Here is a 26,694-nt window from a genome sequence, read left to right as displayed (position 1 = left end):
ATGCAACAAGCACAACAACTACGCGACGATTTCTGGCACCTGCTGTGCCATCGCAGCGAACTGCCGTCCAGCGGCGACTATCTCAAACTGGAATGGCTGGGCGAGGAAGTGGTCGTATATAACGACCAGGGCAATCTGCTCGCCTTCGACAATCTGTGCCCGCACCGCGGCACGCGTTTTTTCACCGAGACACACGGCAACGCGCCGCTGGCCTGCCCCTACCATGGCTGGTCCTACCGCGCTGGCGCCATGCATATCCCATGCCGCGAACGGTATGCGCAAGCCGACCTGGAGAACGCAAAGCTGCATACCCTGCAACTGGACTGGTGTGCCGACTTCCTGTTCGCCGCGCCAGCGCCACGCATGACGCTGGACGAGCAGCTGGGCAACACCTACGCGCTGCTGGCCGATATCTCCTTCAATATCGCGGGGCGCAGCGACCTCAACGCCTATACCTACGAATGTGACTGGCGCCTCGCGCTGGAAAATGCGCTGGAACCGCTGCACGTGCCCTTCGTCCATCCGGAATCGCTGGCCGAATTGCAGCTTGGCGATGGCAGCAATCAGTTTACGCCGTGGACCTCCGTGTGGCAGGCGGAACTGGGCAACGCGCCCATGGCAAAAAAATTACGTTCCATCAAACGCCTGTTCCAGCTGGACCAGCAATACGAAGGTTATCAGAGCCTGTACCTGTTTCCATTTACCATGCTCTCGTCGACCTATTCGTATTCCTATTCGCTGCAACACTTCTTCCCGTCCGCGCAGCCGTGGCGCACGCACTTTTCCAGCCGCCTGCTCAATGCCGCCGCCAGTGCATCCAGTGCGGCCGCGCTGCAAGGCTTTTTCGATTCCAGCGCGCGCATGAACCGTCAGGTATTTGAGGAGGATCATGCCATCTGCAAACGCATCGCCAAAGATGCGGCCGACACCCCCCGCTTTGACATACTGTCCAGCGACGAAGAGAAAATTGCCCACTTCCGCGCTTGCCTGCTTGCCGCCGGCAACTAGGCCGCAGTACAGGGGGCATGCTCCCCCTTCCTGTGGCAAGGCCGGAAAACAATTCAAAATTTTTCCTCAAAGCATTTAATTAAGGTGTCGGCGCGGTCGTCTTGTACTGGTAGGAGCAGCTAAAAGTCGCTCCTCACCGCAACCACCCAATTAGGAATGACACCATGCTGAGCCTTCACACCAACGCTGCCTCCCTGTCGGCACAAAATTCGATCACGAACACCCAATCCAAACTGTCGACTTCGATGACGCGCCTCTCCACCGGCTTCCGCATCAACTCGGCAATGGACGATGCTGCCGGCCTGCAAATCGCCACCCGCCTGAAAGCGCAAACCAGCGGCATGACCGTTGCGATGAACAACACGCAAAACAGCACCTCGATGCTGCAAACGGCTGAAGGCGCATTCGCCGAAGTGACCAACATGCTGGTGCGCATGAAAGACTTGGCGACCCAGGCAGCCGATGCTTCGTCGACCGCCAATGACAAGACCGCCATGCAAGCGGAATACAATGCATTGGGCCAAGAGCTGTACAACGTGATGACCAACACCACGTTCGGCGGCACCAAGCTGCTGGGCAAAGGCAGCGCCGCCGCTGACGGCACACTGTCGACCTCGATGACGTTCCAGATCGGCGCCAGCTCGACCGAAAAAATGACGTTCGACGTATCGGGTAACCTGAGCACGCTGAACGCCGCCCTGACCGGCCTGAGCGCAAACTTCTCGAGCGCCGCCGCGACAGGCGCCACGGAACTGACGTCCAACGCCAACGCCAACATCGGCCTGCTGGCTACCGCCATCGACAGCGTCAGCACCCTGCGTTCGGCACTGGGCGCGACGGCTAACCGTCTGGACCACGTCAACACCAACTTGTCGAACATCGCCACCAACACCAAAGCCGCTACCGGCCGCATCATGGACACCGACTTCGCTACCGAAAGCTCGAACATGACGTCGTCGCAAATGCTGCTGCAAGCTGGCACCGCGATGCTGAAACAAAGCAACAGCATGTCCTCGATGGTCATGTCCCTGCTGCAATAATATGGACTTGGCCGCTCGCGGCCAGACTCTCGAAGCCAGACTCCGGTCTGGCTTTTTTTTCGTGCGCAGCTGGCGCAGGTACGCCACAACACGTACCGGACGGGCTGACGAAGCAACAAATACCATTTTTTTTAAGAAATTTCCTTAAAGCATTTAATTAAGGCGGCGGCACGGTCGTCTTGTACTGATAGGAGCAGATAAATCGTCGCTCCTCACCGTAACCACCTAATTAGGAATGACACCATGCTGAGCCTTCACACCAACGCTGCCTCCCTGTCGGCACAAAATTCGATCACGAATACCCAATCCAAACTGTCGACTTCGATGACGCGCCTGAGTACCGGCTTCCGCATCAACTCGGCCATGGACGATGCTGCCGGCCTGCAGATCGCCACCCGCCTGAAAGCACAGACCAGCGGCATGACCGTTGCGATGAACAACACGCAAAACAGCACCTCGATGCTGCAAACGGCAGAAGGCGCGTTCGCTGAAGTGACCAACATGCTGGTGCGCATGAAAGACTTGGCGACCCAGGCAGCCGATGCTTCGTCGACCGCCAATGACAAGACCGCCATGCAAGCGGAATACAATGCATTGGGCCAAGAGCTGTACAACGTGATGACCAACACCACGTTCGGCGGCACCAAGCTGCTGGGCAAAGGCAGCGCCGCCGCTGACGGCACACTGTCGACCTCGATGACGTTCCAGATCGGCGCCAGCTCGACCGAAAAAATGACGTTCGACGTATCGGGTAACCTGAGCACGCTGAACGCCGCCCTGACCGGCCTGAGCGCAAACTTCTCGAGCGCCGCCGCGACAGGCGCCACGGAACTGACGTCCAACGCCAACGCCAACATCGGCCTGCTGGCTACCGCCATCGACAGCGTCAGCACCCTGCGTTCGGCACTGGGCGCGACGGCTAACCGTCTGGACCACGTCAACACCAACTTGTCGAACATCGCCACCAACACCAAAGCCGCTACCGGCCGCATCATGGACACCGACTTCGCTACCGAAAGCTCGAACATGACGTCGTCGCAAATGCTGCTGCAAGCTGGCACCGCGATGCTGAAACAAAGCAACAGCATGTCCTCGATGGTCATGTCCCTGCTGCAATAATAGTGACTTGGCCGCTCGCGGCCAGTCTCTCGAAGCCAGACTCCGGTCTGGCTTTTTTTTCGCCTGCCGTGTCTGGCATTTCCCGCATATTGAACTAAATTGCCATCACGTTTAACGATGTTGCCGGCATAGTCGCCTATACAAGGTAGAACACCGAACAATCGTCTACTGGAGCCGCCGCGTGCTGAGCATTCATACCAATACTGCCGCACTGTCAGCCCAGCGGGCCATGGGCTGGGCCCAGCAAATGCTGTCGACGTCGATGACGCGCCTCTCCACCGGTTTTCGCATCAACTCGGCCATGGACGATGCGGCCGGCTTGCAGATCGCTACCAGGCTGAGCGCCCAGACCAGCGGCATGGCCGTGGCCATGCGCAACACGCAAAACAGTACTTCCCTGCTGCAAACGGCCGAAGGCGCGTTTGGCGAAGTCACCAGCATGCTGGTACGCATGAAGGATCTGGCCACCCAGGCGGCGGACGCCTCGTCGAACCAGAAGGACCGCGAGGCCATGCAAGGCGAATACGATGCGCTGGGCGCCGAGCTGTACAACGTGATGACGAACACCCGCTACGGCGGCACTTTATTGCTGGGCAACGGCAGCGCCGGCAAGGGCACCCTGTCGCAAGCCATGACGTTCCAGATCGGCGCCACCGGCAGCGAGACCATGCAGTTCAACGTGTCGGGCGACATGGCCGGCCTGGATGCGGCCCTGCAGGCGATCTCCGTCAATTTCGCGCCAGGCGCCACAGCCGGCAGCGAATTTGCCAGCAACAGCAGCGCCAACGGCATGATCGACATGCTGGCGGCGGCCGTCGACAAGGTCGGCAGCGTGCGCTCGGCGCTGGGCGCCACCGCGAACCGGCTCGGACACGTCTACAACAACCTGTCGAACATGATCACCAATACCAGGGCCGCCATCGGCCGCATCATGGATGTCGATTACGCGGCCGAAAGCGCCAACATGACCTCGGCCCAAATGCTGCTGCAAGCGAGCACGGCCATGCTCAAGCAAAGCCAGAGCATGAGCAAGCTGATTCTTTCTTTACTACAATAGTGACTGGCAGGGCGCGATGGCGGATCGGATGAATATGTATCAGCAGGAAGCAATGGCATGGCGATAGACCGCATCTCATCGGGCAACCCGGTGCCCCTGATTACCCAGCGCTTCGACGTCAGCCCCGCGACGCCGATGGTGCCGGGCGTGGTCCAGCCGCTGGTGCCCATCGGCCCCTACATGGCGCCCGCGCCCGACGCCGGCACCCTGCCCGCCCAGCTGCAACAGAAGGGACAGGACAGCCTGGCGTCCCTCATCAAGCCGAATGCCGATGGCACGGGCGGCGCCATGCCGCGCGACAGCAGCGCCATGCAGGTCAATCAGCTCTTCTTCACGCGCCAGCTGGTCTGGCAACCACCCGACGCGGCGCAGCTGGCCGCCTCGTGGCGCGTGATGGTCAAGACGTATGGCGAGCAATATGCGGCCCTGCAGGAGCAGGCGCGCGGCCAGCACGTGCCGGGCAACCTGTTCATGGCAGAGCAGCAACCGGCCCTGCTGCGCGAAGGCGCCCGCCCGCCCTTGAGCGTCGACAGCGAAGCATGGCGCTTCGCCGTATATGGCTGGGGCGGCCAGCGCCTGCTGCTGCGCGTGCTGGCCAGCGACGAAGACGAAGATGCCACGCCCAGGCGGCGCGGCAAGGTGGCGCTGCGCGTCGAACTGATCATCATCGGCATCGGCCGGGTCGTGATCCAGATGGAACCGGCCGGCGACGGCGTGCTGCTGGAACTGGCCGCCGACGAGGAAGCCGCATTGCGCCATTTGCGCCTGGTCCTGCCCGAGATCGCCGACGCCGTACGGCGCGCGGGCCTGCGCGTGGTGCGCTGCCGCCTGAACCGCCAGCTGCATGCCCAGCGCGTGCACGGCAACTACCCGATGCAGGCGGGCGCCGCCTCGCTGTCGCTGGCCCTGTTCCGCGCCATGGCAGAAGTGGCGCTGCTGCTGACGCAGCCGGAAGCGGAAGCGGCGGCCAATCCCGATGCGCCCGCCGCCAGCGAAGCCGCGGCGGCGGCCGAAGAGGAAACCATCGTCGTCTCGAAGGAAGTGGCGGCGCCGCTCGGTTACGACTATGGCGACGACGAAGAGACGGCGCAAGGCGGCACCGTACTGCTGCTGGCCGACGGCCAGGAGCACGACCTGCTGCCGCCCATCGACGAACAGGATTGACGCAACAGAATTGATACAGCATAAAAAAACGGCGCCCGAAGCGCCGTTTTTCTTTTCATGTCACCGTCCTACCCCACCGTGCCGATGATGCTCACTTCGCGGTTTTCCGGGATTTCGTTGTATGACAGCACATGCAGGCCAGGCGCGAACAGGCGCGCATAGCGGGCCAGCAGCGGACGGATCTGCGGCAGCACCAGCAGCAGCGGCGGCGTGGCCTGCTGCTTCATCTGTTCGCGCGCCACCGGCATATTCACTTGCAGCTGCGACAGCAGATGCGGGTCGATCGGATAGTTATCCAGGGTCACCTTGCCCGACTGGCGCGCCTGGTTCAGGGAGCCAAGCAGCATGTTTTCCAGCTCGCCGCCCAGGTTAAACGCCTGCATTTCCATCTTCTGGCCAAACAGCCCGCTGACGATCTGGCGCCGCAGCGCGCAGCGCACTTCGGCCGCCAGCAGGATCGGATCCTTGGTCGTTTCCGAGCTGTCGAGCAAGGTGGTGGCGATGGGCACGATATCCTTCAGCGACACATTTTCCGCCAGCAAGACGCGGAACACGCGCAGCAGTTGCGTGTGCGTCAGCGCCTTGTCCAGCGCGCCAGCCAGTTTCGGCGACAAGGCCGTCAGGCGCTCCATCATGTTCGAGACGTCTTCGTGGCGGAACAGTTCAGGCAGGTATTCGCGCACCATCTTCGACAAGTGCGTGGCGATCACGCTGGGCGCCTCGATGACCTGGTAGCCGAGGCCCAGCGCATGCGCCTTCTCACCCGGTTCGATCCACGTGACGGGCATGCCGTAGGCCGGCTCGATGCCGGGAATGCCGTCCAGCTGGCCATACACATTCGGCGACGGGATCGCCATCAGGCGGTCGGCCTGCACTTCCGCCTGCGCCACCACGGTGCCCGACAGCACGATCGCGTATTGCGACGGTTTCAGGGCCAGGTCGTCGCGCACGCCGATATTCGGCAGCAGCAAGCCCATCGCCTCGGACAGGCTCTGGCGCACGCCCTTGACGCGCTTGTTCAGCGGTTCGCCTTGCGTTTTATCCACCATGCCAACCAGCTTGTAGCCGAGCATCACCATCAAGGGCTGAACGGCAGGCAGTTGCTGCCACTCCAGCTCGGCCGGACGCTCGTCGCGCAAGGCTGCCTCGATGGCGGCCATGCCGGCCGCGTCGGGTCCTTTCACGCGCTTGGTCAGGCGCCAGGCAACAAAAGCCAGCACGCCGGCAAAGGTCATGAACATGAACCATGGCATGCCCGGAATCAGGGCCAGCGCCACCATCATGCCGGCCGCGCTGTAGATCACCGTTGGCGACGTCAGCACCTGGCCCGCCACTTGCTGTTCGAAGTCGCCCGAATCGCTGATGCGGGTCACCAGGATGGCGGCCGCGGCCGACAGCAGCAGCGCCGGAATCTGCGCCACCAGGCCATCACCGATGGTCAAGAGTGCGTATTGACGGAAGGCATCGCCAAACGACAGGTCGTGCATCAGCGAGCCGATGGCCACGCCGCCCACCATGTTGATGATCAGAATCAGGATACTGGCGACGGCATCGCCGCGCACGAACTTCGACGCGCCGTCCATGGCGCCATAGAAATCCGCTTCGGCGGCCACGTCCTTGCGGCGGATCTGGGCTTTTTCCTGGTTGATCAAGCCGGCGTTCAGGTCGGCGTCGATGGCCATCTGCTTGCCCGGCAAGGCGTCGAGGGTAAAGCGCGCGGACACTTCGGAGATACGCTCGGCGCCCTTGGTGACGACGGCGAAGTTGATGATCATCAAGATCACGAAGACCACGATACCGACGACGAAGTTACCGCCGATCACGACGTTACCAAATGCCTCGATCACCTTACCGGCCGCATCCGCGCCCGTATGGCCGTGCAGCAGCACCACGCGCGTCGACGCCACGTTGAGGGTCAGCCTGAGCATGGTGGTGGCCAGGATCACCGTCGGGAAGACGGAGAAATCGAGCGGCCGCTTGGCCGACACGCTGACGAGGATGACGATCAGTGCCAGCACGATATTGAAAGTGAACAAGATATCGAGCAGCACCGGCGGCAGCGGCAAGATGATCATTGCCAGGATCACCAGCAGGAACAGCGGCGTGGCGAACTTGTGGCGGCGCATTTCAGCAACCACTCGGTTCAGGAAATTCATGGCGGTACGACCTCGCTCAGATGAGATGGCACGGCCATCTCGGTGGGTAATACGGGCTGGGCAGCACGCTGCCCGGACCGGAATGCTTTCAATTGCAGGATGTAGTTCAGCACCTGCGACACGGCCTGGTACAGCTGCACGGGAATCTGCTGCTGCACCTGGCTGGTGTTGTAGATGGCGCGCGCCAGCGGCGGCAACTCCAGCGTTTCAATATGGTGCTCCTTCGCCACTTGCCGGATATACAGCGCCATCTCGTCGACGCCCTTGGCCACGACGAACGGCGCCTCGGCGCGGTCCTGGTCATACTTCAGCGCGACAGCGTAATGCTCGGGATTGACGATCACCACGTCGGCGTCGGGCACGGTCTTGCGCACGCTGCGCCGGCCGATCTGCTGCTGCAGCTGGCGGATGCGCTGGCGCACTTCGGGACGGCCTTCGCTGCTCTTATGTTCTTCCTTGACATCCTGCTTGCTCATGCGCTGGTTGCGGGCAAAGAAAAACGCCTGCGCCGGCACGTCGATGATGGCAAACAGCACGAAGACGGAAATGAGCGCCATCAGGCCGTCGAGCATCAGCGCGGAACCATCGAGCATGGCTTGCTGCAAGGGCCGGTGCTGCAAGTCCACGTACTGCGTCAGGCTGGAGCGACTCACATGCACGAGCACCATGCCCAGCACGACGGCCTTGGCGATGGACAAGCCGAATTCGAAAGCATGCTTGGGCGCAAACAGACGGCCCAGGTTCTTGGCGGGGCTCAGGCGCTCCATCTTCGGCATCCAGTTCTTCGTGCTGATGACCCAGCCGCCAGGAATCAAGGAACCGAGCACAACAAACAGGGGCACGCAAAACAGCGGCACAATCATCTTGATCAGCAAGCCCACCGAGGTCGTAAACGCCATCGACATGGCGTTTTCCAGCGCGCCCTTGCTGTCGAGCGGCATGAAGGCCATGGCGAACAGCTCGCGAAAGCTCAGCAGATAGCCCGGCAGCAGATAAATGAAGACCTTCATGCTGATCAGGATGCCGAGCGCCGTCGACAGGTCGCGCGAACGCACCACCTGCCCTTCCTGGCGCGATTTCTTCAGCTTCTGCGCTGACGCCTTTTCTGTCTTGTCGCCCGTGCTGCTATCCGCCATGGGCCACCCGCATCTGTTCCTGGATCATGTCGAGCACGCGGTTGGTCATGGCGATGTAGTGCTCGGGAATAAAGCGCACGATCTGTATCAGCATCAGCAGGCCGAACATGGTGATCATGGAAAACCCCAGCGAAAACAGGTTCAGCGACGGCGCCACCCGGTTCAGGAAGCCAAAGCCCAGTTGCACCACCATGGTGGAAAAGACGATGGGCAAGGCCAGCAGCATGGCGGCGGCAAAGATCCACGCCACGTTATACGCCACCGTCTGCAGCAGCAGCGGCCCGTAGCCCTGCCCCACGGGCCAGGCCGTGAAACTGGCGCCGATCACGCCCGTCAGCACCAGGTGGCCGTCGATGGCGAAAAACACGATCATGCACATGATGGTGAGCAAACCCGTGATCACGTCCGACGAAGTGCCGTTGAGCGGATCGTTCATCACGGCCATGGAAAAACCCACCTGGCTCGACACCAGGTAGCCGAGCACCGACATGACGGACATGGCGAAGTGGAAGGCCAGACCGAGGACGAAGCCGATGATGGCCTGCTCCAGGGTGGCGACGAGGGCGTGCAGGGAAAACGGATCGATCTTCAGCAAGTCCTGCGACACGCCCGACGCCTGCATCACGGGCAGCATCAGGATCGCCAGCACCAGCGACAGCAGCACCCGCACGGGGACGGGCACCATGGCGTCGCCGATCACGGGCGAGGCGCTGAGCATGGCCAGGATGCGGCAGAACGGCCACCACACGGCCAGCAGAAACGGCAGCACCTGATTGAAAATCTGATCCATGGCGCGCGGCGCTATCCGACCAGGGTGGCGGCGCGCTGAAAAATGGACACGCAATAATCCATCAGGTAACCGGCCATCCAGCGTCCGGCCAGGATCAGGGCCAGCAAGGTGACCAGCAGGCGCGGCAGGAAACTCATGGTCTGTTCATTGATCGAGGTGGCCGCCTGCACCAGCGCGACCAGCAAGCCCATGAGCAAACCCGGCACGACCAGGATCACCACCAGCAGCATGACGACATGCAACGCTTCGATGATCAGGTCGACGGCGACTTCAGGGGTAAACATGGATCAATAGCCCTGTATGCTGGTAACTAAGGTGTTGACGGTCAGGGTCCAGCCATCGACCAGGACGAACAGCAGCAGCTTGAACGGCAGCGAAATGACCAGCGGCGACAGCATCATCATGCCCATCGCCATCAGCACGGACGCCACCACCAGATCGATGATGAGGAACGGGATGAACAGCATGCAGCCGATCTGGAACGCCGTCTTGAGTTCGGACAACACAAACGCGGCCAGCTTGACCGTGAAACTGTGGTCTTGCGGGCGCATGCTCGACGGTTCGCCGGCCAGGTGCGCGATCTGCGCCAGCGCGGCCTTGCTCGTCTGCGCCAGCATGAAGCGCGAAATCGGCACTTCGGCGATCTTCAGGGCTTCCTGCATGCCGATCTGGTCGCGGTCGTACGGCACGAACGCCTCCTTCCACACCTGGTCGCCGATGGGGCGCATGACCAGCAAGGTGAGAATCAGGGCGATGCCGGTGACGATGCGGTTGGGCAAGCCCTGCTGCAGGCCCAAGGCCTGGCGCAGCAGGGACAGCACGATGACGAAGCGGGTAAAGCTGGTCATCATCATGACCATCACGGGCAGCAGCCCGAGCAGGGTCATGACGACCAGGATCTGCATCTTGACCGACAGGTCGGTCTTCGCGCCCGGCACCACGCCGGACAATAAATCCTGCGCCCCGGCGGCGGCGCAGCACAGCATCAGAACGGGAACAGCCAGCGCGGCAGCCAGCGCGCCGCGGCGCCGGCTCAAACTGGGTACCGCCAGCTTCATGCTGTCATCAGGTCGAGATTGAGGCCGTCGAGGTCGATGACTTTCAGGCCATAGTTCTCGCCGGCCACCACCACTTCGGCGCGGCCGATCGGCGTGCCATTGACCTTGATCACCAGCGGTTCGCCGGCCAGCATGTCGAGTTCGATCACGCTTTCAGGGCCGATGGCCATCAGCTCTTCCAGCGAGATGCGGGCCGAGCCCACTTCCAGGGTCAGGGTGACGGGAATCTTGCGCATCATCTGCGGAATGTCGCGCCGCGCGCGGCCGCTGGCCACGTCGGACACGTCGCTCTGGTCGATGATCATGTCATCGCCCAGGTCTTCCAGCAGGGTTTCGCTCTGGTTGGTATCGTTCAGATTCATATTATTCGACATCTTCAAATGAGGTTAAACAGAGCTTGCCCTTGTGTTCGGAAACAGCAGCTGTAAATAAACGGGAGTCGTCGAGCATGACGTCGGTACGGCTCAGGCTGACGGGAATCACGTCGCCCACGCGCAGGTCGAACAAGGCACCCAGCTGCACCTGTTTGCTGACGAGCCGGCCTTCCAGGGTCACTTGCAGGCGCGAAGCGAGCGGGCGCACGCTGCCACGCAAGGCTTTCTTCGCTTGCGCGCGCTCGGGCAGCAAGCCGCGCAGCACGTCGGCCATCAGGCGCTTGTCCAGCGAGAACCAGAACTGGCCGCTCTGCCCCGCCTCGACGTCGCTGAGCGCCACGGTGACGATCCAGCTGCCGCGCGCCGGATGCACGCCAGACTGTACGGCGACCTCGGCACTGGTGTCGATTTCGCTGCTCTTGCCCAGGGTTTGCAGGTTCTTGTGGACGCGGGAAAACAAGCTGTTCACCAACTGTTGTCCCAGCACCACAGCGAGGCGCTCCTCTGTGGCCGTCACGCGCACCTGCGCCGGATCGGGCAGCGCACCCTTGGCGCCGGCACTACCATAGCGATAGTTCAGCACGCTCAAGAGTATCTGCCGTTCAAGGGCAAAGCCCGTCTGGCTGGCCGCCGTGGAAAAACTCAGCCAGCGGTTCACGCTGTCCTCGTTTTCCACGCGCGACAAGCTCACGCCATCGATCTGGAAGTTGCCCCAGTAGCGACGGCTCATCGGCTGGCGCAGGGCCACGGCCAGGTCGTCGCGCAGCTGGGCGCCGAATACATGCAGCAAATGGACAGGACGTCCAAGCAGACAAGAATCGAGGACTTGATGGCGCACAGTTTGATCTGTCTTAGTGGTTATCATGAGGGTCATGTCGTATTGCGGTGGCAGAACAAATTATACGGATCACCCGAAATTAAATACAGCATCATCTTGACCTTGCAAACCGATCCGCAAGCAAACGATTGCGCATCGTATCGCATGCTAGATGACTACGGTGCTGAACAATACATGAAAATGCTAAATATTGCCATGTATCAATATTCCTTGAGGCAATCCTCTCTTTACTTTATAGTTGCCCCGAGGTAAGCTTATAGCGACAAAATAGTGATTTGCAGTGCGCCATTCCGCTTACCTGATTCCGGTTTTTATGGCAGTTTCCAGTCCTTCTTATTGCCACCAGCAGAAACTTTTATCAGATAAATATTAGTTATCATGGCCATGTAAATCATGTTGGCGTGGGTTTGCTGGGTTTGTTTGAGTCTGCTTGAGCGGATGGTGTGGCAACTGATAAAACTGATGGGTCCTGAAATCGGGCCAGGCAAGATGGCATTGGATGTAGTGCCTGCCGGAATGGCAACACCAGTAATTTCTGATTGATACGTCACCGCATATTGAAAGTAGAGGGCAAGATGAGCAACGAACTCGCAGGTCTGATCAAGGCCGATCTGGCAGCACTGAGCAATGACGCGCGCGCCCTAGGCGCCAGCATCGCGCCTGCCGCCCAGTTCGGCGCGCCGGAACAATCCGGCTTCTCCTTTGCGCAAAGCATGAAAGACGCCATCGGCAAGGTCAACGGCGATGACCGCATGGCTGCGCAAAAAATGAGCGACGTCGACAGCGGCAAAAGCGACGACATGGTCGGCGCCATGCTGGCCAGCCAGGAAGCGAGCCTGTCCTTCTCCATGTTGATGCAAGTGCGCAACAAGGTCATGGGCGCCGTCGACGAACTCATCAAACTGCCTCTGTAATCTTCACGTCCTGATCCACGCCCAGCCTCCCAGCGAAAGTTACCCCAAGTGATTACCCCCATGAAGTCCGCATTTGCGCGCTGGCGCCTTGGCGCCCAGCCCGCCATTCCGCCCGCCCTGCTGAAAAACCTGGTTCCCATCGTCGTGCTGGCCATCGGCATCACCGCCATGGTGACCATGTATGCCTGGCGCGACCAGGCCAACTACAAGCCGGTGTTTGGCGCGCGCGAAAAAGTGGCCGTGACGGACATGATGGCCACCCTGGACGCGGAACACATCCCCTACCGCCTGCATCCGGACAGCGGCCAGGTGCTGGTGCCCGACGCCATGCTGGGCAAGGTGCGCATGCTGCTCGCCTCGAAAGGCGTGACGGCGCAGCTGCCGGCCGGCCTGGAGCTGATGGACAAGAACGACCCGCTGGGCGTCTCCCAATTCGTGCAGGACGTGCGCTTCCGCCGCGGCCTGGAAGGCGAACTGGCGCAAAGCATCATGACGATGGACGCGATCGCTTCGGCGCGCGTCCATCTGTCGATTGCCAAATCGACTTCGTTTGTCGCCAGCGACGGCGACAAATCCTCCGCTTCCGTCGTGGTGGCGCTGAAACCGGGCCGCACCCTGGCGCAGGAACAGATCGCCGCCGTCATCAACATGGTGGCCGGCAGTGTCGCCAGCCTGGCGCCCACGCGCGTGAGCCTGGTCGACCAGAGCGGCAACCTGCTGTCCTCGCACATCGACCTGACGGATGGCTTCGATGCCTCGGCCGCCGGCAACGAAGGCGCGAAACGCTTCCAGGATGAAATCCGCCGCAACGTCACGGGCTTGCTGGGCCCGGTCATCGGCGAAGACAACTTCAAGCTCAGCGTGACGGCCGCCGTGAACAACGACCGCGTGGACGAAACGCTGGAAAAATACGGCGAAGCCCCGAAAGTGACGAGCGAAGCGATGCGCGAAGAGCAGGAACGCAACCGCACCGTGGCCGGCATTCCCGGCAGCCTGTCGAACCGTCCGCCAGCGGCCGCCGTGCCGGCACCGGCCGACGCCGCCGGTGGCGCCCCCGCCGATGGCGCGCCAAAGCCATCCGACGATGGCACGGCCCGCAAGAACGCCACCACGCGCCAGTACGCCTACGACCGCAGCATCACGCAGATCAAGCGCAGCCGTGGCCGCCTGGAAAAACTCAGCGTCGCCGTCGTCCTCAACAGCGCCGCCGCACCGAATCCGAAAACGGGCTGGACCCCTGCCGAACTGGGCAATATTGAAAAAATGCTGAGCAGCGGCCTGGGCATCAACGCCCAGCGCGGCGACAGCCTGAGCCTGACGGCGCTGGCCTTCCCGGCCAAGCCGCCCGTGGCGCAGTGGTGGGAAGAGCGCGATACCGTCGTCGATTTCAGCAGCTGGCTGCTGTACGCCCTGGGCGCCATCCTCGGCTACTTCCTGATCCTGCGTCCGCTGCTGCGCCTGCTGACCACGCGCCTGGCGCCGCCGCCACTGAAACAGCTCGATCCCGCCCTGGCACTGGGCGGCAACAGCGCCGCCGGCGCGAATGGCGTGGCCGCCGCCGGCGCGCCTGCCCTGGGCGTGAATGGCAGCCCGCTGGCGCTCGAAGGCGAGGCCGCCGCCGGCAACATGCCGGTCGTGCCGCTGCTGGAAAACTATGACTTGCCGCCACCTGGCTCGGCGGTCGACGTGATGGTCGACCACTTGAAAGTGCTGGCTGAAAAAGAACCCGAGCGTGTCGCCGAAGTCGTCAAACAATGGATGCAGAAAAATGGCCGAACTCAACAACAATAATCCCTCCGACGGCGCAGAATACGAAAGCGTCAGCCTGAACCCCGTGGAACAGGCGGCCATCGTGCTGCTGAGCATCGGCGAAGAACAGGCCGCCAATGTGCTGCGCTGCCTGTCGCGTGAAGAATTGCTGGAAGTCACGCAAGTGATGTCGCGCATGAGCGGCATCAAGGTCGAATCCGTGAAAACGGCCATGCAGACCTTCTTCGACGACTACCGCCAGCAAAGCGGCGTGCACGGCGCCTCGCGCAGCTACCTGAAGCGCTCGCTGGACATGGCGCTGGGCAGCGATATCGCAAATAGCGTGCTGAACAATATTTACGGCGACGCGATCCGCCCCAAGATGGCGCGCCTGCAGTGGGCTTCGCCGAAATGGTTGGCCGAATACATCGTCAACGAACACGTGCAGATGCAAGCCGTATTCCTGGCCTTCCTGCCGCCCGCGCTGGCCGGCCAGATCCTCGATGCCCTGCCCGTCGAAGGACGCGACCTGGTCTTGCTGAACCTGGCACGCCTGGACGAGATCGACCGCGACCTGCTGGTCGAGCTCGACGAACTGGTGGGCCGCTGCCTCGGCACGCTCGACACGCAAAGCACCAGCGTGGAAGGCATCCGCCAGGCGGCCGAGATTCTCAACCGCATGCCGGGCAACCGCGCCGCGCTGGTCGAACTGCTGCGCGCGCATGACCCGGAAGTGGTGTCGGAAATCGAGCTGAGCATGTACGACTTCCTGATCCTGGCCACGCAGAGCGATGTCACGCTCACGCGCATCCTGGAAGACGTGCCGATGGAACAGTGGGCCATCGCCCTCAAGGGCGCGGAACCGTCGATCCGCGACGCCGTGCTGAAAACCATGCCGCGCCGCCAGGCGCAGAGCTTCGAGGACATGATGCGCCGTTCCGGCCCCGTGCCGCTGTCGCGCATCGAACAGACGCGCCAGGAAATCATGGCCACCGTCAAGGGCCTCGCCGATGCGGGCGAGATCGAAGTGCAACTGTTTGCCGAAGCGGTGATCGAATGAAACACTTCCGCTCGTATCGTTTCCCGCCCCTGTCGCAATTCATCGCCGCCGGCCAGCGCGCCTCCAACGAGGACACGGATGGCCAGTGGCAGGCATCCGTCTCGGAAGGCTTCGAGCAGGGCCAGCGCGACGGCTACGAAGTGGGCCTGGTGCAAGGCCAGCAGGACGGCTACGACACCGGACGCAACGATGGCATGGCGCAGGGCCGCGAAGAAGGCCGCAATGAAACCCTGGTGGCCCTGGACCGCCTGGCCCGCCCTGTCGACGCCATCTTGCGCGACCTGAAAAAAGTGCGCGCCGATTACCGCGAAGCGCAGCGCAAGGAAGTGGTCGACCTGGTGGCCAAGGTGGCGCGTCAGGTGATCCGCGCGGAACTGGCGCTGCAGCCGGTGCAATTGCTGGCCCTGGTCGACGAGACCCTGGCCTCGATGCCGCCCACGCGCGAAGAAATCGACGTCTTCCTCAATCCGGAAGAATTGAAACGCATCAGCGAACTCGATCCGAAGCGCGCCAAGCGCTGGAACCTGATCGCCGACGCGCGCCTCGACGCGGGCGAATGCCGCATCAAGGCGGGCGACAATGAAGTCGACGCGGGCTGCCATCAGCGCCTGTCGGCCTGCATGGAACAGGTCAGCAGCCACCTGGCGCTGGCCGCCGAACACGCGGACCAGGGCGCGCCTGCATGATCGCCGACACGCTGCGCAGTTTCGAGATCGGCGATATCCCGGTCGCGACACCCACCGGCCGCCTGGTCGGCGCCTCCGGCCTGCTGCTGGAAAGCGCCGGCTGCCGCCTGCACACGGGCCAGCGTTGTCAAATTGAAACTGTAAGCGGCGAGTGGCTCGATGCGCAAGTCGTCGGTTTTCGCGAAAAACTGTCTTACCTGATGCCATTCAAGAAGGCGACAGGACTGACCACCGGCGCCAGAGTTCTCCCGTTGCCCGACAAGGCCAGCCTGCAGATCGGCCCCTCGTGGCTGGGCCGCATGGTAAATGGCCTCGGCGAGCCGATCGATGACCTGGGCCGCCTCGGTGGCGAACACATCCTGGAAGTCACGCCACCGAAGATCAATCCCCTGAAGAAACAACCGGTGGTCGAACCGCTGGACGTGGGCGTGCGGGCGATCAACAGCATGCTGACCCTGGGCAAGGGCCAGCGCGTGGGCCTGATGGCCGGTTCCGGCGTGGGCAAGAGCGTGCTGCTGGGCCTGATCACGCGCCAGACGGTGGCCGATGTCGTCGTCGTCGGCCTGATCGGCGAACGGGGCCGCGAAGTGCGCGAATTCGTGGAAAAGTCGCTCGGCGCCGAAGGCTTGAAAAAGGCCGTGCTGGTGATCGCGCCGGCCGATGAGTCGCCCCTGATGCGCATCATGGCCACCGAGCTGTGCCATTCGATCGCCGCCCATTACCGCGACCAGGGCAAGCACGTGCTGCTGCTGGTCGATTCGCTGACGCGCTATGCCATGGCCTTGCGCGAAGTGGCGCTGGCCCTGGGCGAGCCGCCGGCCACGCGCGGCTACCCGCCGTCCGTCTTCTCGAACTTGCCGCAACTGGTGGAAAGCGCCGGCAACGGCGCCCACCCGGAAGGCAGCATGAGCGCCATCTACACGGTGCTGGCCGAAGGCGACGACCAGCAGGACCCCGTGGTCGACACGGCGCGCGCGATTCTCGACGGCCACATCGTGCTCACGCGCGAACTGGCCGAGCGGGGCCACTACCCCGCCATCGACATCGCGGCCTCGATCAGCCGCTGCATGGCGCAGGTGATCACGCCCAGCCACATGCAGGCGTCGCGCGCGCTGAAAGCGTCGATGGCGCGCCATGCGCGCGTGCGCGACCTGATCCCGCTGGGCGCCTACGTACCCGGTGCCGACCCGATCACCGACCGCGCCGTCCAGCTGCACGCACCCATCGAAGCCTTCCTGTGCCAGGGCACCAAGGAAGAGGCGCCGATGGGACCGTGCATCGAACAACTTGAACAGATCATGGCCTAGGAGCATACGTGAGCGACGCGCATACCATCCGCAACCTGACCACCCTGGTCGGCCTGCGCAGCACCGAAGTGGAACGCCTGCAAGGCGAAATGGCGGCGCAGACGGCCGTGCGCGAGCGCTACCAGAAAAACCTGGAGCGCCTCACGGGCCTGTACACAGATAGCGGCCCCAGCGGCGCCCTGCCCCTGGCCCTGTCCGTCAACTGCGGCAACTTCAAGCAAGCCGTGATGCAGATGGCCGACCAGCACCGTACCGACCTTCACCTGCACGAAGCCAACATGGCCGTTTCGCAACGCGCGCTGAATACGGCCTGGGCCAAGCGCGAAGTGCTGGACCAGGTGCTGACGCAAAAGCAAAAGCATGTTGCAAATGAGCAACACCGAGTTGATGCCAAGCGGCAAGACGAGCTGGCGACGCAATTCTGGTTCCGCGGGCAGGTAAAATGAGGTTTGTGTAAGTTTCTTTCAGGAAAACTTCACGAAACGGGAATGGGGGTCGCCTTGTACCGGTATATCCCTTTATTCAGGAGTCTGGCATGGCAAACGTAATTACCGCACCACGATACGATCCGATCGTCACAGCAGAACAATTGGCTACCAAATCGGTGGCGGCGCAAAAGGCAGCCCTGGCGAATCAGACCACGCTGGCCAACAACACCAGCAGCGCGCTGGGCAACCTGAAATCGGCCATCTCGGCATTCCAGCTGGCGATGACGACCATGACGTCCAGCAAATCGGTACTGAGCCAGTCCGCCACCTTCAGCAATACCGCGTATGGCACGGGCACGGCCGGCATCAAGGCGGCGCCTGGCAGCTACGCGTTCTTTGTCGAACAACTAGCCACGGCCAGCCAGACCTCGTATGGCGGCTTGAGCAGCACCACGCCAGCCAACGGCGGCAACATGACCATCCGCCTCGGCGATCCGCTGGCTGCCGTCACCGCCGACAACGCCTTCGACATCGACCTGGCCGCCGCCAACAAGGATGGCGACGCCTACCTGACGCCGCAGGAGATCGCCGCCGCCATCAATGGCAACAGCAAGAATAATGCGCGTGTCACCGCTTCCGTCATCAATATCGGCAACCAGGCGCAACTGGTGCTGACGTCGAATCTCACCGGCGTGGCCAATGCCGTCTCGATCGATACCAACAGCGTGACGGATGCGGGCCTGAAGTCAGCGCTGCAGAGCGACATAAAAGCCATCGCGGCACCGAAGGACGCCATCGTCTGGCTGGGCGCGCAGGGTTCCGGCACCAAGATCACCCAGGCATCGAATACCTTCACCAACGTGCCTGACGTGAAAATGACGTTCACCAAGGCCATGACGGCAGGCGAGAGCCCCGTTACCGTGACCGTCGGCACCGACAGCGCCGGCACCATTGCCAATGTGCAAGCCTTCGTCGATGCCTACAACAAGCTGAAAAGCGTGATGGATGGCTTGGCCAGTCCCGGCAATCCGGAAAAAAATATCGCTGCCGGCATCTTTGCCCACGACTCCGGCCTGAACGCCCTGCGCACCAGCATGGGCGATGCCTTGCGCCTGAACGTCGATGGCGTATCGCTGGTAGCGTATGGCATTACCGCCCAGCGCGACGGCACGATCAGCCTGAATACGGCCAAGCTGACGGCCAAGCTGGCGGACAATCCTGGCGGCCTGGACAAATTGTTCGGCAATAACAGCCTGTCGGCCCCAGCCGGCGTGCTCGGCGGCCTGGACAAGGTGCTGGGACAGTGGAGCAATGTCACCAAAGGCCAGATCACCCAGCGCATGGCAGCGACGGACAAGTTGCAGAAAAGCCTGGCCAAGAGCGCCGAGCGCCTGACCAACCAGTACAACACTGCCTACACCCGTTTCCTGGACCAATATTCCCGACTGCAAGTATTGCAGGAGCAAATGACCCGGAATTCGGACATGTTCGATGCCATGTTTAGCAACGATAAATCCTAAGGCGGACGTGCCTGCCGCGCCGCCACAGTTAACATAGCGAGAAGAGAATAATGTTGAACAATGAAGCTTACGGCAGCTACCATGCCGTCAACCTGGATTCCCAGACCGCCCGCGCCACACCGGTCGAACTGGTGCTGGTGCTGACGGACGGCCTGCTGGAAGAACTGGCGCGCGCGCGCGGGCACATCGTGGGCAAGCGCTACGAGCAAAAGGCGATCAGCCTGGATAAATGCACGCAGATCATCAACGGTCTGTCGAGCTCGCTCGATTTCGACAATGGCGGCGAAGTGGTGGTCAACCTGGCGCGCCTGTACGACTATTGCGTGGCGCGCCTGTACACGGCCGGCATCAAGCTCGACCCGACGCTGATCGATGAAGTGACTACCTTGATGACCACCATCAAGCGTGGCTGGGTGGGCGTCCAGGCGAATAATGCCTAGGCGCGCTGCGCTGCAGCAGCTGAGCCGGCATTTGAGCGCGGCGGTCGCCCAGGCGGACTGGGAGGCGATGGAAAAACTCTCGGCCAGCCTGGCAAAAAACATTCCGCTGCTGGCCGAACGTGGCGCATGGAATGCGCTGGAACAAACAGAATTGTTGCAATTGCGCAAAATTCACGCGCAAGCGGTTAAAATTTGCTCTGCGGAAAAAGAACGCCTGGGTCAACACCTGGGTGCATTACAGGCAAATAAGGAAGGTTGGGTCGCCTACGCCGCGCTCGGCGAATACGACTCGGACGGGAATCAAGCATGATCATGAACTTCAACAAGGCGCCGGCCGCTCCGGCAGCGGCGGCCAATGCGGCACCGACACCAGCCTCGGCGCCAGCGCCGGCACAGACGGCCACCTTGCCTGGCACGCCAGGCTATGGCAGCAACGGCGCCGCGCCCTCCGCCCTGCCCCTGTTTGCGCAGGTGCTCGATGTGACAGGCGGGGAGTCGGCCGATGCCGGCACGCCCGCGCCAGCCCCCGTCAAGGATGGCGACAGCGACAGCCAGGCCGACAGCGGCTTGCCTGCCATGGCAGCGCCCGTCATCGGCCTGCCGATGACGATGCTGCCGCCAACGGACGCGGCCGCAGCCGAGGCGCGCGCCGCCGCGCAGGCACAGACATCAGCCCAGGCGAATGTGGCGCAAGCCAACCCGGCACTCAACATCAGCCTGCATCCGGCGGCAATCACCCTCACCGCACAGGGAACGGCACAGCCGGCAGGCCGCGATACGCGCGAACCGCTGGCAGCAGCCATCCCGGCGAGCGCCGCCAAGGGCAGCGCGCCCGCACAGCCGTTCGAATCGCTGCTGCAGCAAGCCGCTCCGGCAAGCGCCGTCGTCGCCCCTGCCCCGCGCGATGGCGAACGCAGCGCCGCGACGCCCGCGCCAGCCGCGCCCAACCTGGGCTTGACGGGCGCCATCGGCAATACGGCTACGGCGGCCCCGGCCGGCGATACCATCAAGCTCAACGGCCCTGCCCAGCAATGGCAGGAACCGCTGCGCGAAGCGCTGGGCGAACGCCTGCAGACGCAGATCGGCCGCAACAGCGAACACGCGACGATCCGCCTCGACCCGCCCATGCTGGGCCGCATTGAAATTTCCATCCGCCACACGGCCGGCGCGCTGCAGGTAAACGTCACGGCGTCGAACTCGGAAGTGTTACGCCAGCTGCAAGGCATCGGCGAAAACATGCGCAGCGACCTGGCACAGCGCCAGTACACCGAGGTGGCCGTGAATATCAGCGCCACCCCGCGCAGCCCGGCCGCCCAGGCGTTTGCCGAAGGCGATGCACGCGGCCAGCGTCAACCGGGCCGCCAGCAGGATGATGCCGAACCGGGCCGCGCCCTGTCCGACGGCAGCACTGCCAGTACCACTTACGCCATGCACGAGCGAGAGAGCGCCTGATGAATATGAAAATGAAACTGATCGGCGGCTTTGTCGCCGTGGCAGTGCTGGCCGCCGGCGCGGCTGGCGGCGCCATGTGGTACCTGGCCAAGCCGGTTGCCGGCCATGCCGATGCCACCGAAGCGAAAGCCCCGCCACCGCCCGCCACGGGCAAGAAGGCACGCAAGTTCATCACCCTGGACAAGGTCATCGTGATGCTGCGCCGCGGCCCCGGCGACGGTGAAACGCATTACCTGTCGGCCGACCTGGTGATCGCCACCACCGAGGAAAAGGAAAAGCTGACCAAGGACCACTTGCCGTTGATGCGCTCGATCGCCGTCAGCACTCTGTCGAGCTTTCCGATGGAAAAGGCACAGACCATGACGGTGGAGCAGTATGCCGAACAGATCAACAAGGCCTTCAATGTCAGCTATGAACGCGAGCAGATGGAAAAACCCTTCACCGAAGTCATGGTCGGCAAGCTGATCATTGAATAAGCCAACACGCCAGCCGACCTAGTGGGAGATCCCTTGGCCTATGTAGAGCAATACCAGGAAGCGTATGGCGCCGGCGAATATGCGGCCGCCAGCGCTTGCGCGGCCGTGCTCAGCGTTGCTGAAGAGCAACAACATCTGGTCGCCTACTCCCCTTTGGTGAAACGCATCGTGCGCCAGCTCAATTCGCAGGTGTCGGGCGCCATCGACCGCGACGACATGGAACAGATTGGCTTGATGGGCCTGCTGGAAGCACTGCGCCGCTACGGCGTGCCTGACCAGTCTTTCGGCAGCTATGCCAGCCTGCGCATCCGTGGCGCCATCCTCGATGAACTGCGGCGCCAGGACTGGCGCCCGCGCGCCGTGCGCCAGGAAAGCCACCGCCTGCGCGACAGCGTGCGCGCCCTGACCCGGCGCCTGGGGCGCGAGCCGCTGGAAGCGGAAATCATGGCGGCCCTGAAACTGACGCCGGAAGCCTTCCAGGAATATCAATTGGCGGAAAACGCCGAGCTGATCGCCAGTTTCGACGAAGTGCTGCAGGAAAGCCTGGGGCAAGCCGACAGCGCACCGAGCCCGGAAGAGCAATTGATGGTGCGGCGCAGCCTGGAACAGGCGCTGCGCACGCTGGACGAACGGGAACAGCGCGTGGTGCAGATGTATTACGAGTTCGAACTGAGCTATAAAGAAATTGCCGCCGTCCTGGACCTGAGCGACGCCCGCGTCTGCCAGCTCAACAAGACGGCGCTGGGCAAGATGAAAGCCATGCTGCAAGACGCATAAGAGTAAGCAAGATCCATCAAATTGACGCAGCACAATGACGCAGAAAGGCAGTTGACATGGTAATTATCGGTATCTTAATCGTGATGGGGTGTGTATTCGGAGGCTTCGCCCTGATGGGCGGCACCGTCCACGCGATCTGGCAACCGGTCGAGTTGATCATCATCATCGGCGCCGCCGTTGGCGCCCTGGTGCTGGGCAACCCCAAGCATGTACTCGGTGAAATGCTGCACCAGATGCGCAAGATCGTCACGCACAAGAAGCAAGGCTCGGAATTCCAGCGCCAGTTGCTGCTGCTGATGTATGAACTGCTGCAAACGGCCGCCGGCGGCCTGAAGGCGCTCGACGCCCACGTCGAGGCACCGCGCGAAAGCGCCCTGTTCCAGCGCTATCCGCTGGTACTGGAAGAGCCGAAGCTGCTGGCCTTCATCGTCGACAACTTCCGTTTGATGGCGATGGGCAAGATCAACGCGCATGAGCTCGAAGGCGTGCTGGAGCAGGAACTGGAAGCCATCCACGACGAATTGCTGCAACCGTCGAAGTCCCTGCACAAGATCGCCGAAGCCATGCCAGGTTTCGGTATCCTGGCTGCCGTTCTGGGCATCGTGATGGCCATGAATTCCGTGGCCGACGGCGCCGATGCGGCGGAAATTTCGGAAAAAGTGGGTGCCGCCATGGTCGGTACCTTCATCGGCATCTTCTTTTGCTACGGCGTGCTCGATCCGATGTGCAACATGATGAAGCAATTGGTGGGCGAGGAAGGCTCGACCATGGAATGCGTGAAGGTCGTGCTGGTCACGCACGTGGCGGGCAAGCCGCCCCTGCTGGCGATCGATGCGGGCCGCCGCCTGGTGCAGCTGAACATCAAGCCGAGCTTCGCCCAGCTGGAAAGCTGGATCAATGCGCTGGAAGATGGCGGCGCCGAACAAGAGCAGGGCCAAGGCCGGGGAGGCCGCCGTGCTAAAGCCGCATGAGAAACATGAACAGGCCATCATCAAGCGTGCTGGCCGCAAGCATGACGACGATGGCCATGGCGGCGCCTGGAAAGTAGCGTTCGCCGACTTTTGCCTGGCCCTGCTGTCGCTGTTCCTCGTGCTGTGGCTGATGGCTGCGCGCGAGCAGCAGGCAATGAAGGAAATCATGATGGATGCGTCGGCCAGCAGCCGCCAGGGCGAAGGCCAGGGCGTCATGCCGGAACAGAGTGGCGGTCCGCGCGGCAGCCTGATCGAGCGCTTCCCCATGCCCCGCAAGGGCTCGGGCGACACGCGCACGGAAGGCAAGCAGATGCAGGACGGCAAAGCCGGCTCCGCGCCGCAAAACCAGACCAAGGTCAGCTACCAGTCGCCGGAAGACTTGATGGCCTTGTCGCGCGCGCTCGACAAGCTCAGCGACGAAGCGGGACTCAAGAGCAACCTGCAATCCGTGATCACGCCGTACGGCTTGCGCGTCATGCTGCACGATACGGACAAGCAAGGCATGTTCGTGCGTGGCAGCGCCGTGCCGACCGACCGTTTCCGCAAGCTGCTGCGCCAGATGGGCCCCGTGTTTGCGCAAATGGAAAACCAGATGCTGATCGTCGGCCACACGGATTCCTTGCAATACGCCAATAACGGCTATGAAGGCTATTCGAACTGGACCCTGTCGGCCAACCGCGCCATGTCGGCGCGAGCGCAATTGCTGATCGGCAGCATGAGTCCGGACAGCGTGCTGCAAGTGGTGGGCATGGCCGACCGCGCGCCGCTGGACGTGAAAAATGCCAGCGCCGGCATCAACCGCCGCATCGAACTGTTAATATTGACGCGTGGCCAGGCAGACAGCATCGCCGCCATGTTCGGCATGGCCGGGCAAAAGCCGCAAGGCGACGAGCTGCAAGTGGGTGAACCGGATGCGGGCACCTTGCAGCGCCTGCGCGAAAAACTGGGCCTGCCCGCAAAGAAGGAGCGGGATGAGCATGCAAATTAAGGGCAAGGGACAACGTATGAAAATCTCCTCCGGCAATACCGGTGCTGCCGTGCGCAGCAGCGCCGTCGCGCCGGCCGAGGCGATCGCCGAGAACGCGGGCGCCGCCGGCGCCATGGGCGGCTCGTCGGCCGGGGCGGAATTGCAATCGGCCGTGCTGCAACCGGCCATGGCCGCCCTGCGCGCCATGCCCGAGATCGACCACGAGCGCGTGGCCATGCTGCGCGATGCGCTGGCGAAGGGCGAATTGCCGTTCGATCCGTCAAAACTGGCAGGCTTGATCCAGCGCTTCCACGGCGGTGAATCGTGACCGCAGCGCGCAAGGGCATCACGCGCCAGGAAGCCGTGCGCCGCGTGCTGCAAGGCATGAAAGACGACAGCATCGGCTATGCCGCGCTGCAAACCTTATTGGAAGAGCAATTCCAGGCCACCCTGCACCACCGGAGCGCGCAGCTGACGGCACTGGCCGACCAGGTCATCGCCGCCGTCGAACCGCTCGATGCGCGCCGCCGCCAGCGGGTCAGCCTCGTCACGGCCCTGCTGGGCCCGCAAGGCGACATGGCCCAATTGTTTGCGCTGTTGCAAGAAGACGCGCGTACGAGCGCCGAACGCGACTGGGCCGCGCTCGAGCAGATGGTGCTTGAATGCAAACGCCTGAACGCCCGCAACAGTGATTTATTAACAGAGCAGTACAGCATCATGCAGCGCGTGCTGCATGGCGAGGAAGATACGTATGCGCCAGGCTGATTTCCTGACCACCCGCGCCACGGCGGCAACGCCGTCGACGGCAGCCACGTCCGCCGTGCAGAGCAATATGCGCGCCACCGACGCCACCCGTTCCAGCGGCAACTTCAGCAGCGTGTTCCGGCAAGTACAGGGCGAAGTGGCCCGCTTCATCGAACAGGGCGGCGGCAATGCCACCAGCCTGAGCCCGCAAGGCCGCGCCTACTTGGAACAGAGCCAGCCCGTCAATGTGCTGGGCAACATCAACCAGGGCGGAGAAATCGGCGAAGTACAGCAGCAATTTCTCGCCTCGATCAAGCCGTGGACGCAAGAAACAGGCGCGCGCCTGGGCGTGGCGCCGGAAATCGTCGCCGCCCACGCGGCACTGGAATCGGGCTGGGGCCAGCGTCCGCTGCGCCAGGGCACGGGGGCGGACACGAATAATCTGTTCGGCATCAAGGCCGGCGGCAAATGGCAGGGCGACGTGGCCAGCAATGTCACCACCGAATACGAGGCGGGCAGCGGCACGGCCCTGAAGAAAACGGAACGTTTCCGCAGCTACCCGGACCAGGCCAGCGCCTTCCGCGACTATGCGCAGGTCTTGCTCGACAATCCGCGCTACCGCGCCGCCCTGAACACGGGTGCCGACGCGGGCGCCTTCGCGCAAGGCCTGGCGCGCGGCGGCTATGCCACCGATCCGAATTACGCCGCCAAGCTGACGCAGCTGGCGACGCGTCTGCAGCGCACGGCCGCCGCGGACTGATTTTCCTTAACGGCCGGGAAGTTCGGCCGGTTCCACCACGCCCGCATCGACCACCCTGGCACGTATCACCGTGCCGCTGGTGGCGTTGCGCACGCGAATCACCTCGCCCAGCGCGCCCGGATCCATCGCTTCGCCGGCCATGCTCACTTCCACCTGCTCCTTGCGCGCCACGATATTCACCGCACTGCCCCGCTTGATCAGCACGGGCGATGCCAGTTGTCCCTGACGCAACACTTCGCCGGCACGCAAACTGCGCCGGCTCGACAGGCCAACGGCGCCGGGCAAGGAGGCAATACTGTCGGGCACCATCGTCACGTCGCGCCGCCCCAGGGTCACGTCGCCCGCCTGCAACGGCGTATTGGCCGTGACGGGGACGCTGGTGACGGCCACCTGGGCCGTGATGCTGCCGCGCGCCAGCATTTCATAACGCCAACCGTTGCTCCCAGGACACACTGCGACAAAGCGCATGCGCTGCGCCGAGCGGCTGTCCGCCGTTTCCAGCGCAACGGGCGCCGCGCACGCAGGCACGGGGCGCGTGCTTTTTACAACGGTGACTTGAAACTGCGGTTCCAGCAATCCGGCCGAGGCTGCCTGCTGCGCCAATTGCTCGCGCGCTAATTGTTCCACACGCGAAAATATATTGTCGGCTGGCAATTCTGCGCGTCCTGCACTACTATATAGGCTGGTCAGTAAAAAGAGGCCC

Annotated in this window: 30 protein-coding genes; 22 read left to right on the top strand and 8 right to left on the bottom strand. The window is 62.7% G+C overall.

All coding sequences use genetic code 11. The annotated features are described in order from the left end of the window. The 5 genes from O3297_RS04505 (at window position 1) to O3297_RS04485 (ending at window position 5,388) form a co-directional block, all read left to right on the top strand. Window positions 1-1,008, top strand: a complete 1,008-nt coding sequence (locus O3297_RS04505) for a Rieske 2Fe-2S domain-containing protein (protein WP_305047857.1) — start codon at window positions 1-3, stop codon at window positions 1,006-1,008. 164 nt (window positions 1,009-1,172) lie between these two features. Continuing rightward, a complete protein-coding gene (locus O3297_RS04500) occupies window positions 1,173-2,048 on the top strand; it encodes a flagellin (protein WP_230541908.1) in 876 nt (291 codons plus the stop codon). A 243-nt stretch (window positions 2,049-2,291) separates the two neighbouring features. Next, on the top strand, window positions 2,292-3,167 hold the full coding sequence (locus O3297_RS04495; RefSeq protein ID WP_230541908.1) for a flagellin: 876 nt from the start codon (window positions 2,292-2,294) through the stop codon (window positions 3,165-3,167). A 181-nt stretch (window positions 3,168-3,348) separates the two neighbouring features. Next, window positions 3,349-4,224 (top strand): flagellin, encoded by an 876-nt coding sequence (locus tag O3297_RS04490; RefSeq protein WP_305047856.1) that lies wholly within the window; start codon window positions 3,349-3,351, stop codon window positions 4,222-4,224. Window positions 4,225-4,281: 57 nt separating this feature from the next. Continuing rightward, window positions 4,282-5,388, top strand: a complete 1,107-nt coding sequence (locus O3297_RS04485) for a hypothetical protein (RefSeq protein ID WP_305047855.1) — start codon at window positions 4,282-4,284, stop codon at window positions 5,386-5,388. A gap of 68 nt (window positions 5,389-5,456) precedes the next feature. Here the strand turns inward: O3297_RS04485 and O3297_RS04480 are convergent, their stop codons facing one another. From O3297_RS04480 to O3297_RS04450, 7 genes are read right to left on the bottom strand one after another with little or no spacing between them, the layout of a single operon-like run. Beyond that, on the bottom strand, window positions 5,457-7,544 hold the full coding sequence (locus O3297_RS04480; RefSeq protein ID WP_070253620.1) for a flagellar biosynthesis protein FlhA: 2,088 nt from the start codon (window positions 7,542-7,544) through the stop codon (window positions 5,457-5,459). Next, window positions 7,541-8,680, bottom strand: a complete 1,140-nt coding sequence (gene flhB / locus O3297_RS04475; protein WP_034787883.1) for a flagellar type III secretion system protein FlhB — start codon at window positions 8,678-8,680, stop codon at window positions 7,541-7,543. Before flhB ends, O3297_RS04480 begins: the two co-directional genes overlap by 4 nt. Then, complete coding sequence (locus O3297_RS04470) at window positions 8,670-9,470, bottom strand: flagellar biosynthetic protein FliR (protein WP_070253621.1); 801 nt, start codon at window positions 9,468-9,470, stop codon at window positions 8,670-8,672. The genes flhB and O3297_RS04470 overlap by 11 nt, the downstream gene beginning before the upstream one ends. Window positions 9,471-9,481: 11 nt before the next feature. Further along, window positions 9,482-9,754, bottom strand: a complete 273-nt coding sequence (locus O3297_RS04465; protein ID WP_034757874.1) for a flagellar biosynthetic protein FliQ — start codon at window positions 9,752-9,754, stop codon at window positions 9,482-9,484. A 3-nt stretch (window positions 9,755-9,757) separates the two neighbouring features. After that, window positions 9,758-10,528: a flagellar type III secretion system pore protein FliP gene (gene fliP / locus O3297_RS04460; RefSeq protein WP_305047854.1), complete on the bottom strand. Its 771-nt coding sequence runs from the start codon at window positions 10,526-10,528 to the stop codon at window positions 9,758-9,760. Further along, complete coding sequence (locus tag O3297_RS04455) at window positions 10,525-10,890, bottom strand: FliM/FliN family flagellar motor switch protein (protein WP_034787877.1); 366 nt, start codon at window positions 10,888-10,890, stop codon at window positions 10,525-10,527. Before O3297_RS04455 ends, fliP begins: the two co-directional genes overlap by 4 nt. Window position 10,891: 1 nt before the next feature. Next, the gene (locus O3297_RS04450; RefSeq protein ID WP_305047853.1) at window positions 10,892-11,692 is read right to left on the bottom strand and encodes a FliM/FliN family flagellar motor switch protein; all 801 of its coding nucleotides are present in this window, start codon (window positions 11,690-11,692) and stop codon (window positions 10,892-10,894) included. A gap of 623 nt (window positions 11,693-12,315) precedes the next feature. On the opposite strand from O3297_RS04450, the gene O3297_RS04445 reads away from it, so the two are divergent. The 17 genes from O3297_RS04445 (at window position 12,316) to O3297_RS04365 (ending at window position 25,991) form a co-directional block, all read left to right on the top strand. After that, the gene (locus tag O3297_RS04445) at window positions 12,316-12,654 is read left to right on the top strand and encodes a flagellar hook-basal body complex protein FliE (protein ID WP_034787870.1); all 339 of its coding nucleotides are present in this window, start codon (window positions 12,316-12,318) and stop codon (window positions 12,652-12,654) included. Window positions 12,655-12,714: 60 nt separating this feature from the next. Next, window positions 12,715-14,445, top strand: coding sequence for a flagellar basal-body MS-ring/collar protein FliF (gene fliF / locus O3297_RS04440; protein WP_305047852.1), 1,731 nt, complete (start codon window positions 12,715-12,717; stop codon window positions 14,443-14,445). Next, complete coding sequence (locus tag O3297_RS04435; RefSeq protein ID WP_034787864.1) at window positions 14,423-15,463, top strand: flagellar motor switch protein FliG; 1,041 nt, start codon at window positions 14,423-14,425, stop codon at window positions 15,461-15,463. Before fliF ends, O3297_RS04435 begins: the two co-directional genes overlap by 23 nt. Continuing rightward, the gene (gene fliH / locus O3297_RS04430; protein ID WP_034787861.1) at window positions 15,460-16,149 is read left to right on the top strand and encodes a flagellar assembly protein FliH; all 690 of its coding nucleotides are present in this window, start codon (window positions 15,460-15,462) and stop codon (window positions 16,147-16,149) included. Before O3297_RS04435 ends, fliH begins: the two co-directional genes overlap by 4 nt. Next, a complete protein-coding gene (gene fliI, locus O3297_RS04425; RefSeq protein WP_034787854.1) occupies window positions 16,146-17,456 on the top strand; it encodes a flagellar protein export ATPase FliI in 1,311 nt (436 codons plus the stop codon). Before fliH ends, fliI begins: the two co-directional genes overlap by 4 nt. Window positions 17,457-17,464: 8 nt before the next feature. Further along, window positions 17,465-17,902 carry a flagellar export protein FliJ gene (locus O3297_RS04420; RefSeq protein ID WP_046684908.1) on the top strand — a complete coding sequence of 146 codons (438 nt, stop codon included), beginning with the start codon at window positions 17,465-17,467 and terminating at the stop codon, window positions 17,900-17,902. A gap of 89 nt (window positions 17,903-17,991) precedes the next feature. Next, window positions 17,992-19,404 (top strand): flagellar filament capping protein FliD, encoded by a 1,413-nt coding sequence (gene fliD / locus O3297_RS04415; RefSeq protein ID WP_034787851.1) that lies wholly within the window; start codon window positions 17,992-17,994, stop codon window positions 19,402-19,404. A 50-nt stretch (window positions 19,405-19,454) separates the two neighbouring features. Then, a complete protein-coding gene (gene fliS, locus O3297_RS04410; RefSeq protein WP_034757830.1) occupies window positions 19,455-19,844 on the top strand; it encodes a flagellar export chaperone FliS in 390 nt (129 codons plus the stop codon). After that, window positions 19,837-20,154, top strand: coding sequence for a hypothetical protein (locus O3297_RS04405; protein WP_034787848.1), 318 nt, complete (start codon window positions 19,837-19,839; stop codon window positions 20,152-20,154). Before fliS ends, O3297_RS04405 begins: the two co-directional genes overlap by 8 nt. Further along, the gene (locus O3297_RS04400) at window positions 20,151-21,296 is read left to right on the top strand and encodes a flagellar hook-length control protein FliK (RefSeq protein ID WP_305047851.1); all 1,146 of its coding nucleotides are present in this window, start codon (window positions 20,151-20,153) and stop codon (window positions 21,294-21,296) included. The genes O3297_RS04405 and O3297_RS04400 overlap by 4 nt, the downstream gene beginning before the upstream one ends. Next, window positions 21,296-21,772: a flagellar basal body-associated FliL family protein gene (locus tag O3297_RS04395; RefSeq protein ID WP_081345405.1), complete on the top strand. Its 477-nt coding sequence runs from the start codon at window positions 21,296-21,298 to the stop codon at window positions 21,770-21,772. The genes O3297_RS04400 and O3297_RS04395 overlap by 1 nt, the downstream gene beginning before the upstream one ends. Window positions 21,773-21,805: 33 nt before the next feature. Further along, on the top strand, window positions 21,806-22,549 hold the full coding sequence (locus O3297_RS04390; RefSeq protein ID WP_034787845.1) for a FliA/WhiG family RNA polymerase sigma factor: 744 nt from the start codon (window positions 21,806-21,808) through the stop codon (window positions 22,547-22,549). A gap of 56 nt (window positions 22,550-22,605) precedes the next feature. Next, on the top strand, window positions 22,606-23,520 hold the full coding sequence (gene motA / locus O3297_RS04385; RefSeq protein ID WP_034757817.1) for a flagellar motor stator protein MotA: 915 nt from the start codon (window positions 22,606-22,608) through the stop codon (window positions 23,518-23,520). Further along, window positions 23,504-24,508 carry a flagellar motor protein MotB gene (locus O3297_RS04380; protein WP_034787914.1) on the top strand — a complete coding sequence of 335 codons (1,005 nt, stop codon included), beginning with the start codon at window positions 23,504-23,506 and terminating at the stop codon, window positions 24,506-24,508. The genes motA and O3297_RS04380 overlap by 17 nt, the downstream gene beginning before the upstream one ends. Window positions 24,509-24,524: 16 nt before the next feature. Then, on the top strand, window positions 24,525-24,815 hold the full coding sequence (flgM, locus tag O3297_RS04375) for a flagellar biosynthesis anti-sigma factor FlgM (RefSeq protein WP_034757812.1): 291 nt from the start codon (window positions 24,525-24,527) through the stop codon (window positions 24,813-24,815). After that, window positions 24,812-25,252: a flagellar export chaperone FlgN gene (gene flgN, locus O3297_RS04370; protein ID WP_081345406.1), complete on the top strand. Its 441-nt coding sequence runs from the start codon at window positions 24,812-24,814 to the stop codon at window positions 25,250-25,252. Before flgM ends, flgN begins: the two co-directional genes overlap by 4 nt. After that, window positions 25,239-25,991, top strand: a complete 753-nt coding sequence (locus tag O3297_RS04365) for a glycoside hydrolase family 73 protein (RefSeq protein ID WP_305047850.1) — start codon at window positions 25,239-25,241, stop codon at window positions 25,989-25,991. Before flgN ends, O3297_RS04365 begins: the two co-directional genes overlap by 14 nt. 6 nt (window positions 25,992-25,997) lie before the next feature. Here the strand turns inward: O3297_RS04365 and flgA are convergent, their stop codons facing one another. After that, the gene (flgA, locus tag O3297_RS04360) at window positions 25,998-26,618 is read right to left on the bottom strand and encodes a flagellar basal body P-ring formation chaperone FlgA (protein ID WP_305047849.1); all 621 of its coding nucleotides are present in this window, start codon (window positions 26,616-26,618) and stop codon (window positions 25,998-26,000) included. Between the last annotated feature and the right edge of the window lie 76 nt (window positions 26,619-26,694).

Origin of the sequence: Janthinobacterium sp. SUN128 (assembly GCF_030587275.1) — a bacterium.
In the GTDB taxonomy this organism is placed as follows: Bacteria; Pseudomonadota; Gammaproteobacteria; order Burkholderiales; family Burkholderiaceae_D; genus Janthinobacterium; species Janthinobacterium lividum.
Note: the sequence above shows the minus strand (reverse complement) of the source record. Positions and strands in the feature narration are given on the sequence as shown.

Bases quoted from the DNA above. Each gene is read 5' to 3' on its own strand.
- flhB (WP_034787883.1), bottom strand. From the start codon at position 8,680: ATGGCGGATAGCAGCACGGGCGACAAGACAGAAAAGGCGTCAGCGCAG.
- O3297_RS04485 (WP_305047855.1), top strand. From the start codon at position 4,282: ATGGCGATAGACCGCATCTCATCGGGCAACCCGGTGCCCCTGATTACC.
- O3297_RS04500 (WP_230541908.1), top strand. From the start codon at position 1,173: ATGCTGAGCCTTCACACCAACGCTGCCTCCCTGTCGGCACAAAATTCG.
- fliP (WP_305047854.1), bottom strand. From the start codon at position 10,528: ATGAAGCTGGCGGTACCCAGTTTGAGCCGGCGCCGCGGCGCGCTGGCT.
- O3297_RS04455 (WP_034787877.1), bottom strand. From the start codon at position 10,890: ATGAATCTGAACGATACCAACCAGAGCGAAACCCTGCTGGAAGACCTG.
- O3297_RS04405 (WP_034787848.1), top strand. From the start codon at position 19,837: ATGCCTAGGCGCGCTGCGCTGCAGCAGCTGAGCCGGCATTTGAGCGCG.
- motA (WP_034757817.1), top strand. From the start codon at position 22,606: ATGGTAATTATCGGTATCTTAATCGTGATGGGGTGTGTATTCGGAGGC.
- O3297_RS04465 (WP_034757874.1), bottom strand. From the start codon at position 9,754: ATGTTTACCCCTGAAGTCGCCGTCGACCTGATCATCGAAGCGTTGCAT.
- O3297_RS04435 (WP_034787864.1), top strand. From the start codon at position 14,423: ATGGCCGAACTCAACAACAATAATCCCTCCGACGGCGCAGAATACGAA.
- O3297_RS04470 (WP_070253621.1), bottom strand. From the start codon at position 9,470: ATGGATCAGATTTTCAATCAGGTGCTGCCGTTTCTGCTGGCCGTGTGG.
- fliI (WP_034787854.1), top strand. From the start codon at position 16,146: ATGATCGCCGACACGCTGCGCAGTTTCGAGATCGGCGATATCCCGGTC.
- O3297_RS04395 (WP_081345405.1), top strand. From the start codon at position 21,296: ATGAATATGAAAATGAAACTGATCGGCGGCTTTGTCGCCGTGGCAGTG.
- fliF (WP_305047852.1), top strand. From the start codon at position 12,715: ATGAAGTCCGCATTTGCGCGCTGGCGCCTTGGCGCCCAGCCCGCCATT.
- O3297_RS04480 (WP_070253620.1), bottom strand. From the start codon at position 7,544: ATGAATTTCCTGAACCGAGTGGTTGCTGAAATGCGCCGCCACAAGTTC.
- O3297_RS04505 (WP_305047857.1), top strand. From the start codon at position 1: ATGCAACAAGCACAACAACTACGCGACGATTTCTGGCACCTGCTGTGC.
- O3297_RS04445 (WP_034787870.1), top strand. From the start codon at position 12,316: ATGAGCAACGAACTCGCAGGTCTGATCAAGGCCGATCTGGCAGCACTG.
- fliD (WP_034787851.1), top strand. From the start codon at position 17,992: ATGGCAAACGTAATTACCGCACCACGATACGATCCGATCGTCACAGCA.
- fliS (WP_034757830.1), top strand. From the start codon at position 19,455: ATGTTGAACAATGAAGCTTACGGCAGCTACCATGCCGTCAACCTGGAT.
- flgM (WP_034757812.1), top strand. From the start codon at position 24,525: ATGAAAATCTCCTCCGGCAATACCGGTGCTGCCGTGCGCAGCAGCGCC.
- O3297_RS04365 (WP_305047850.1), top strand. From the start codon at position 25,239: ATGCGCCAGGCTGATTTCCTGACCACCCGCGCCACGGCGGCAACGCCG.
- fliH (WP_034787861.1), top strand. From the start codon at position 15,460: ATGAAACACTTCCGCTCGTATCGTTTCCCGCCCCTGTCGCAATTCATC.
- O3297_RS04400 (WP_305047851.1), top strand. From the start codon at position 20,151: ATGATCATGAACTTCAACAAGGCGCCGGCCGCTCCGGCAGCGGCGGCC.
- O3297_RS04495 (WP_230541908.1), top strand. From the start codon at position 2,292: ATGCTGAGCCTTCACACCAACGCTGCCTCCCTGTCGGCACAAAATTCG.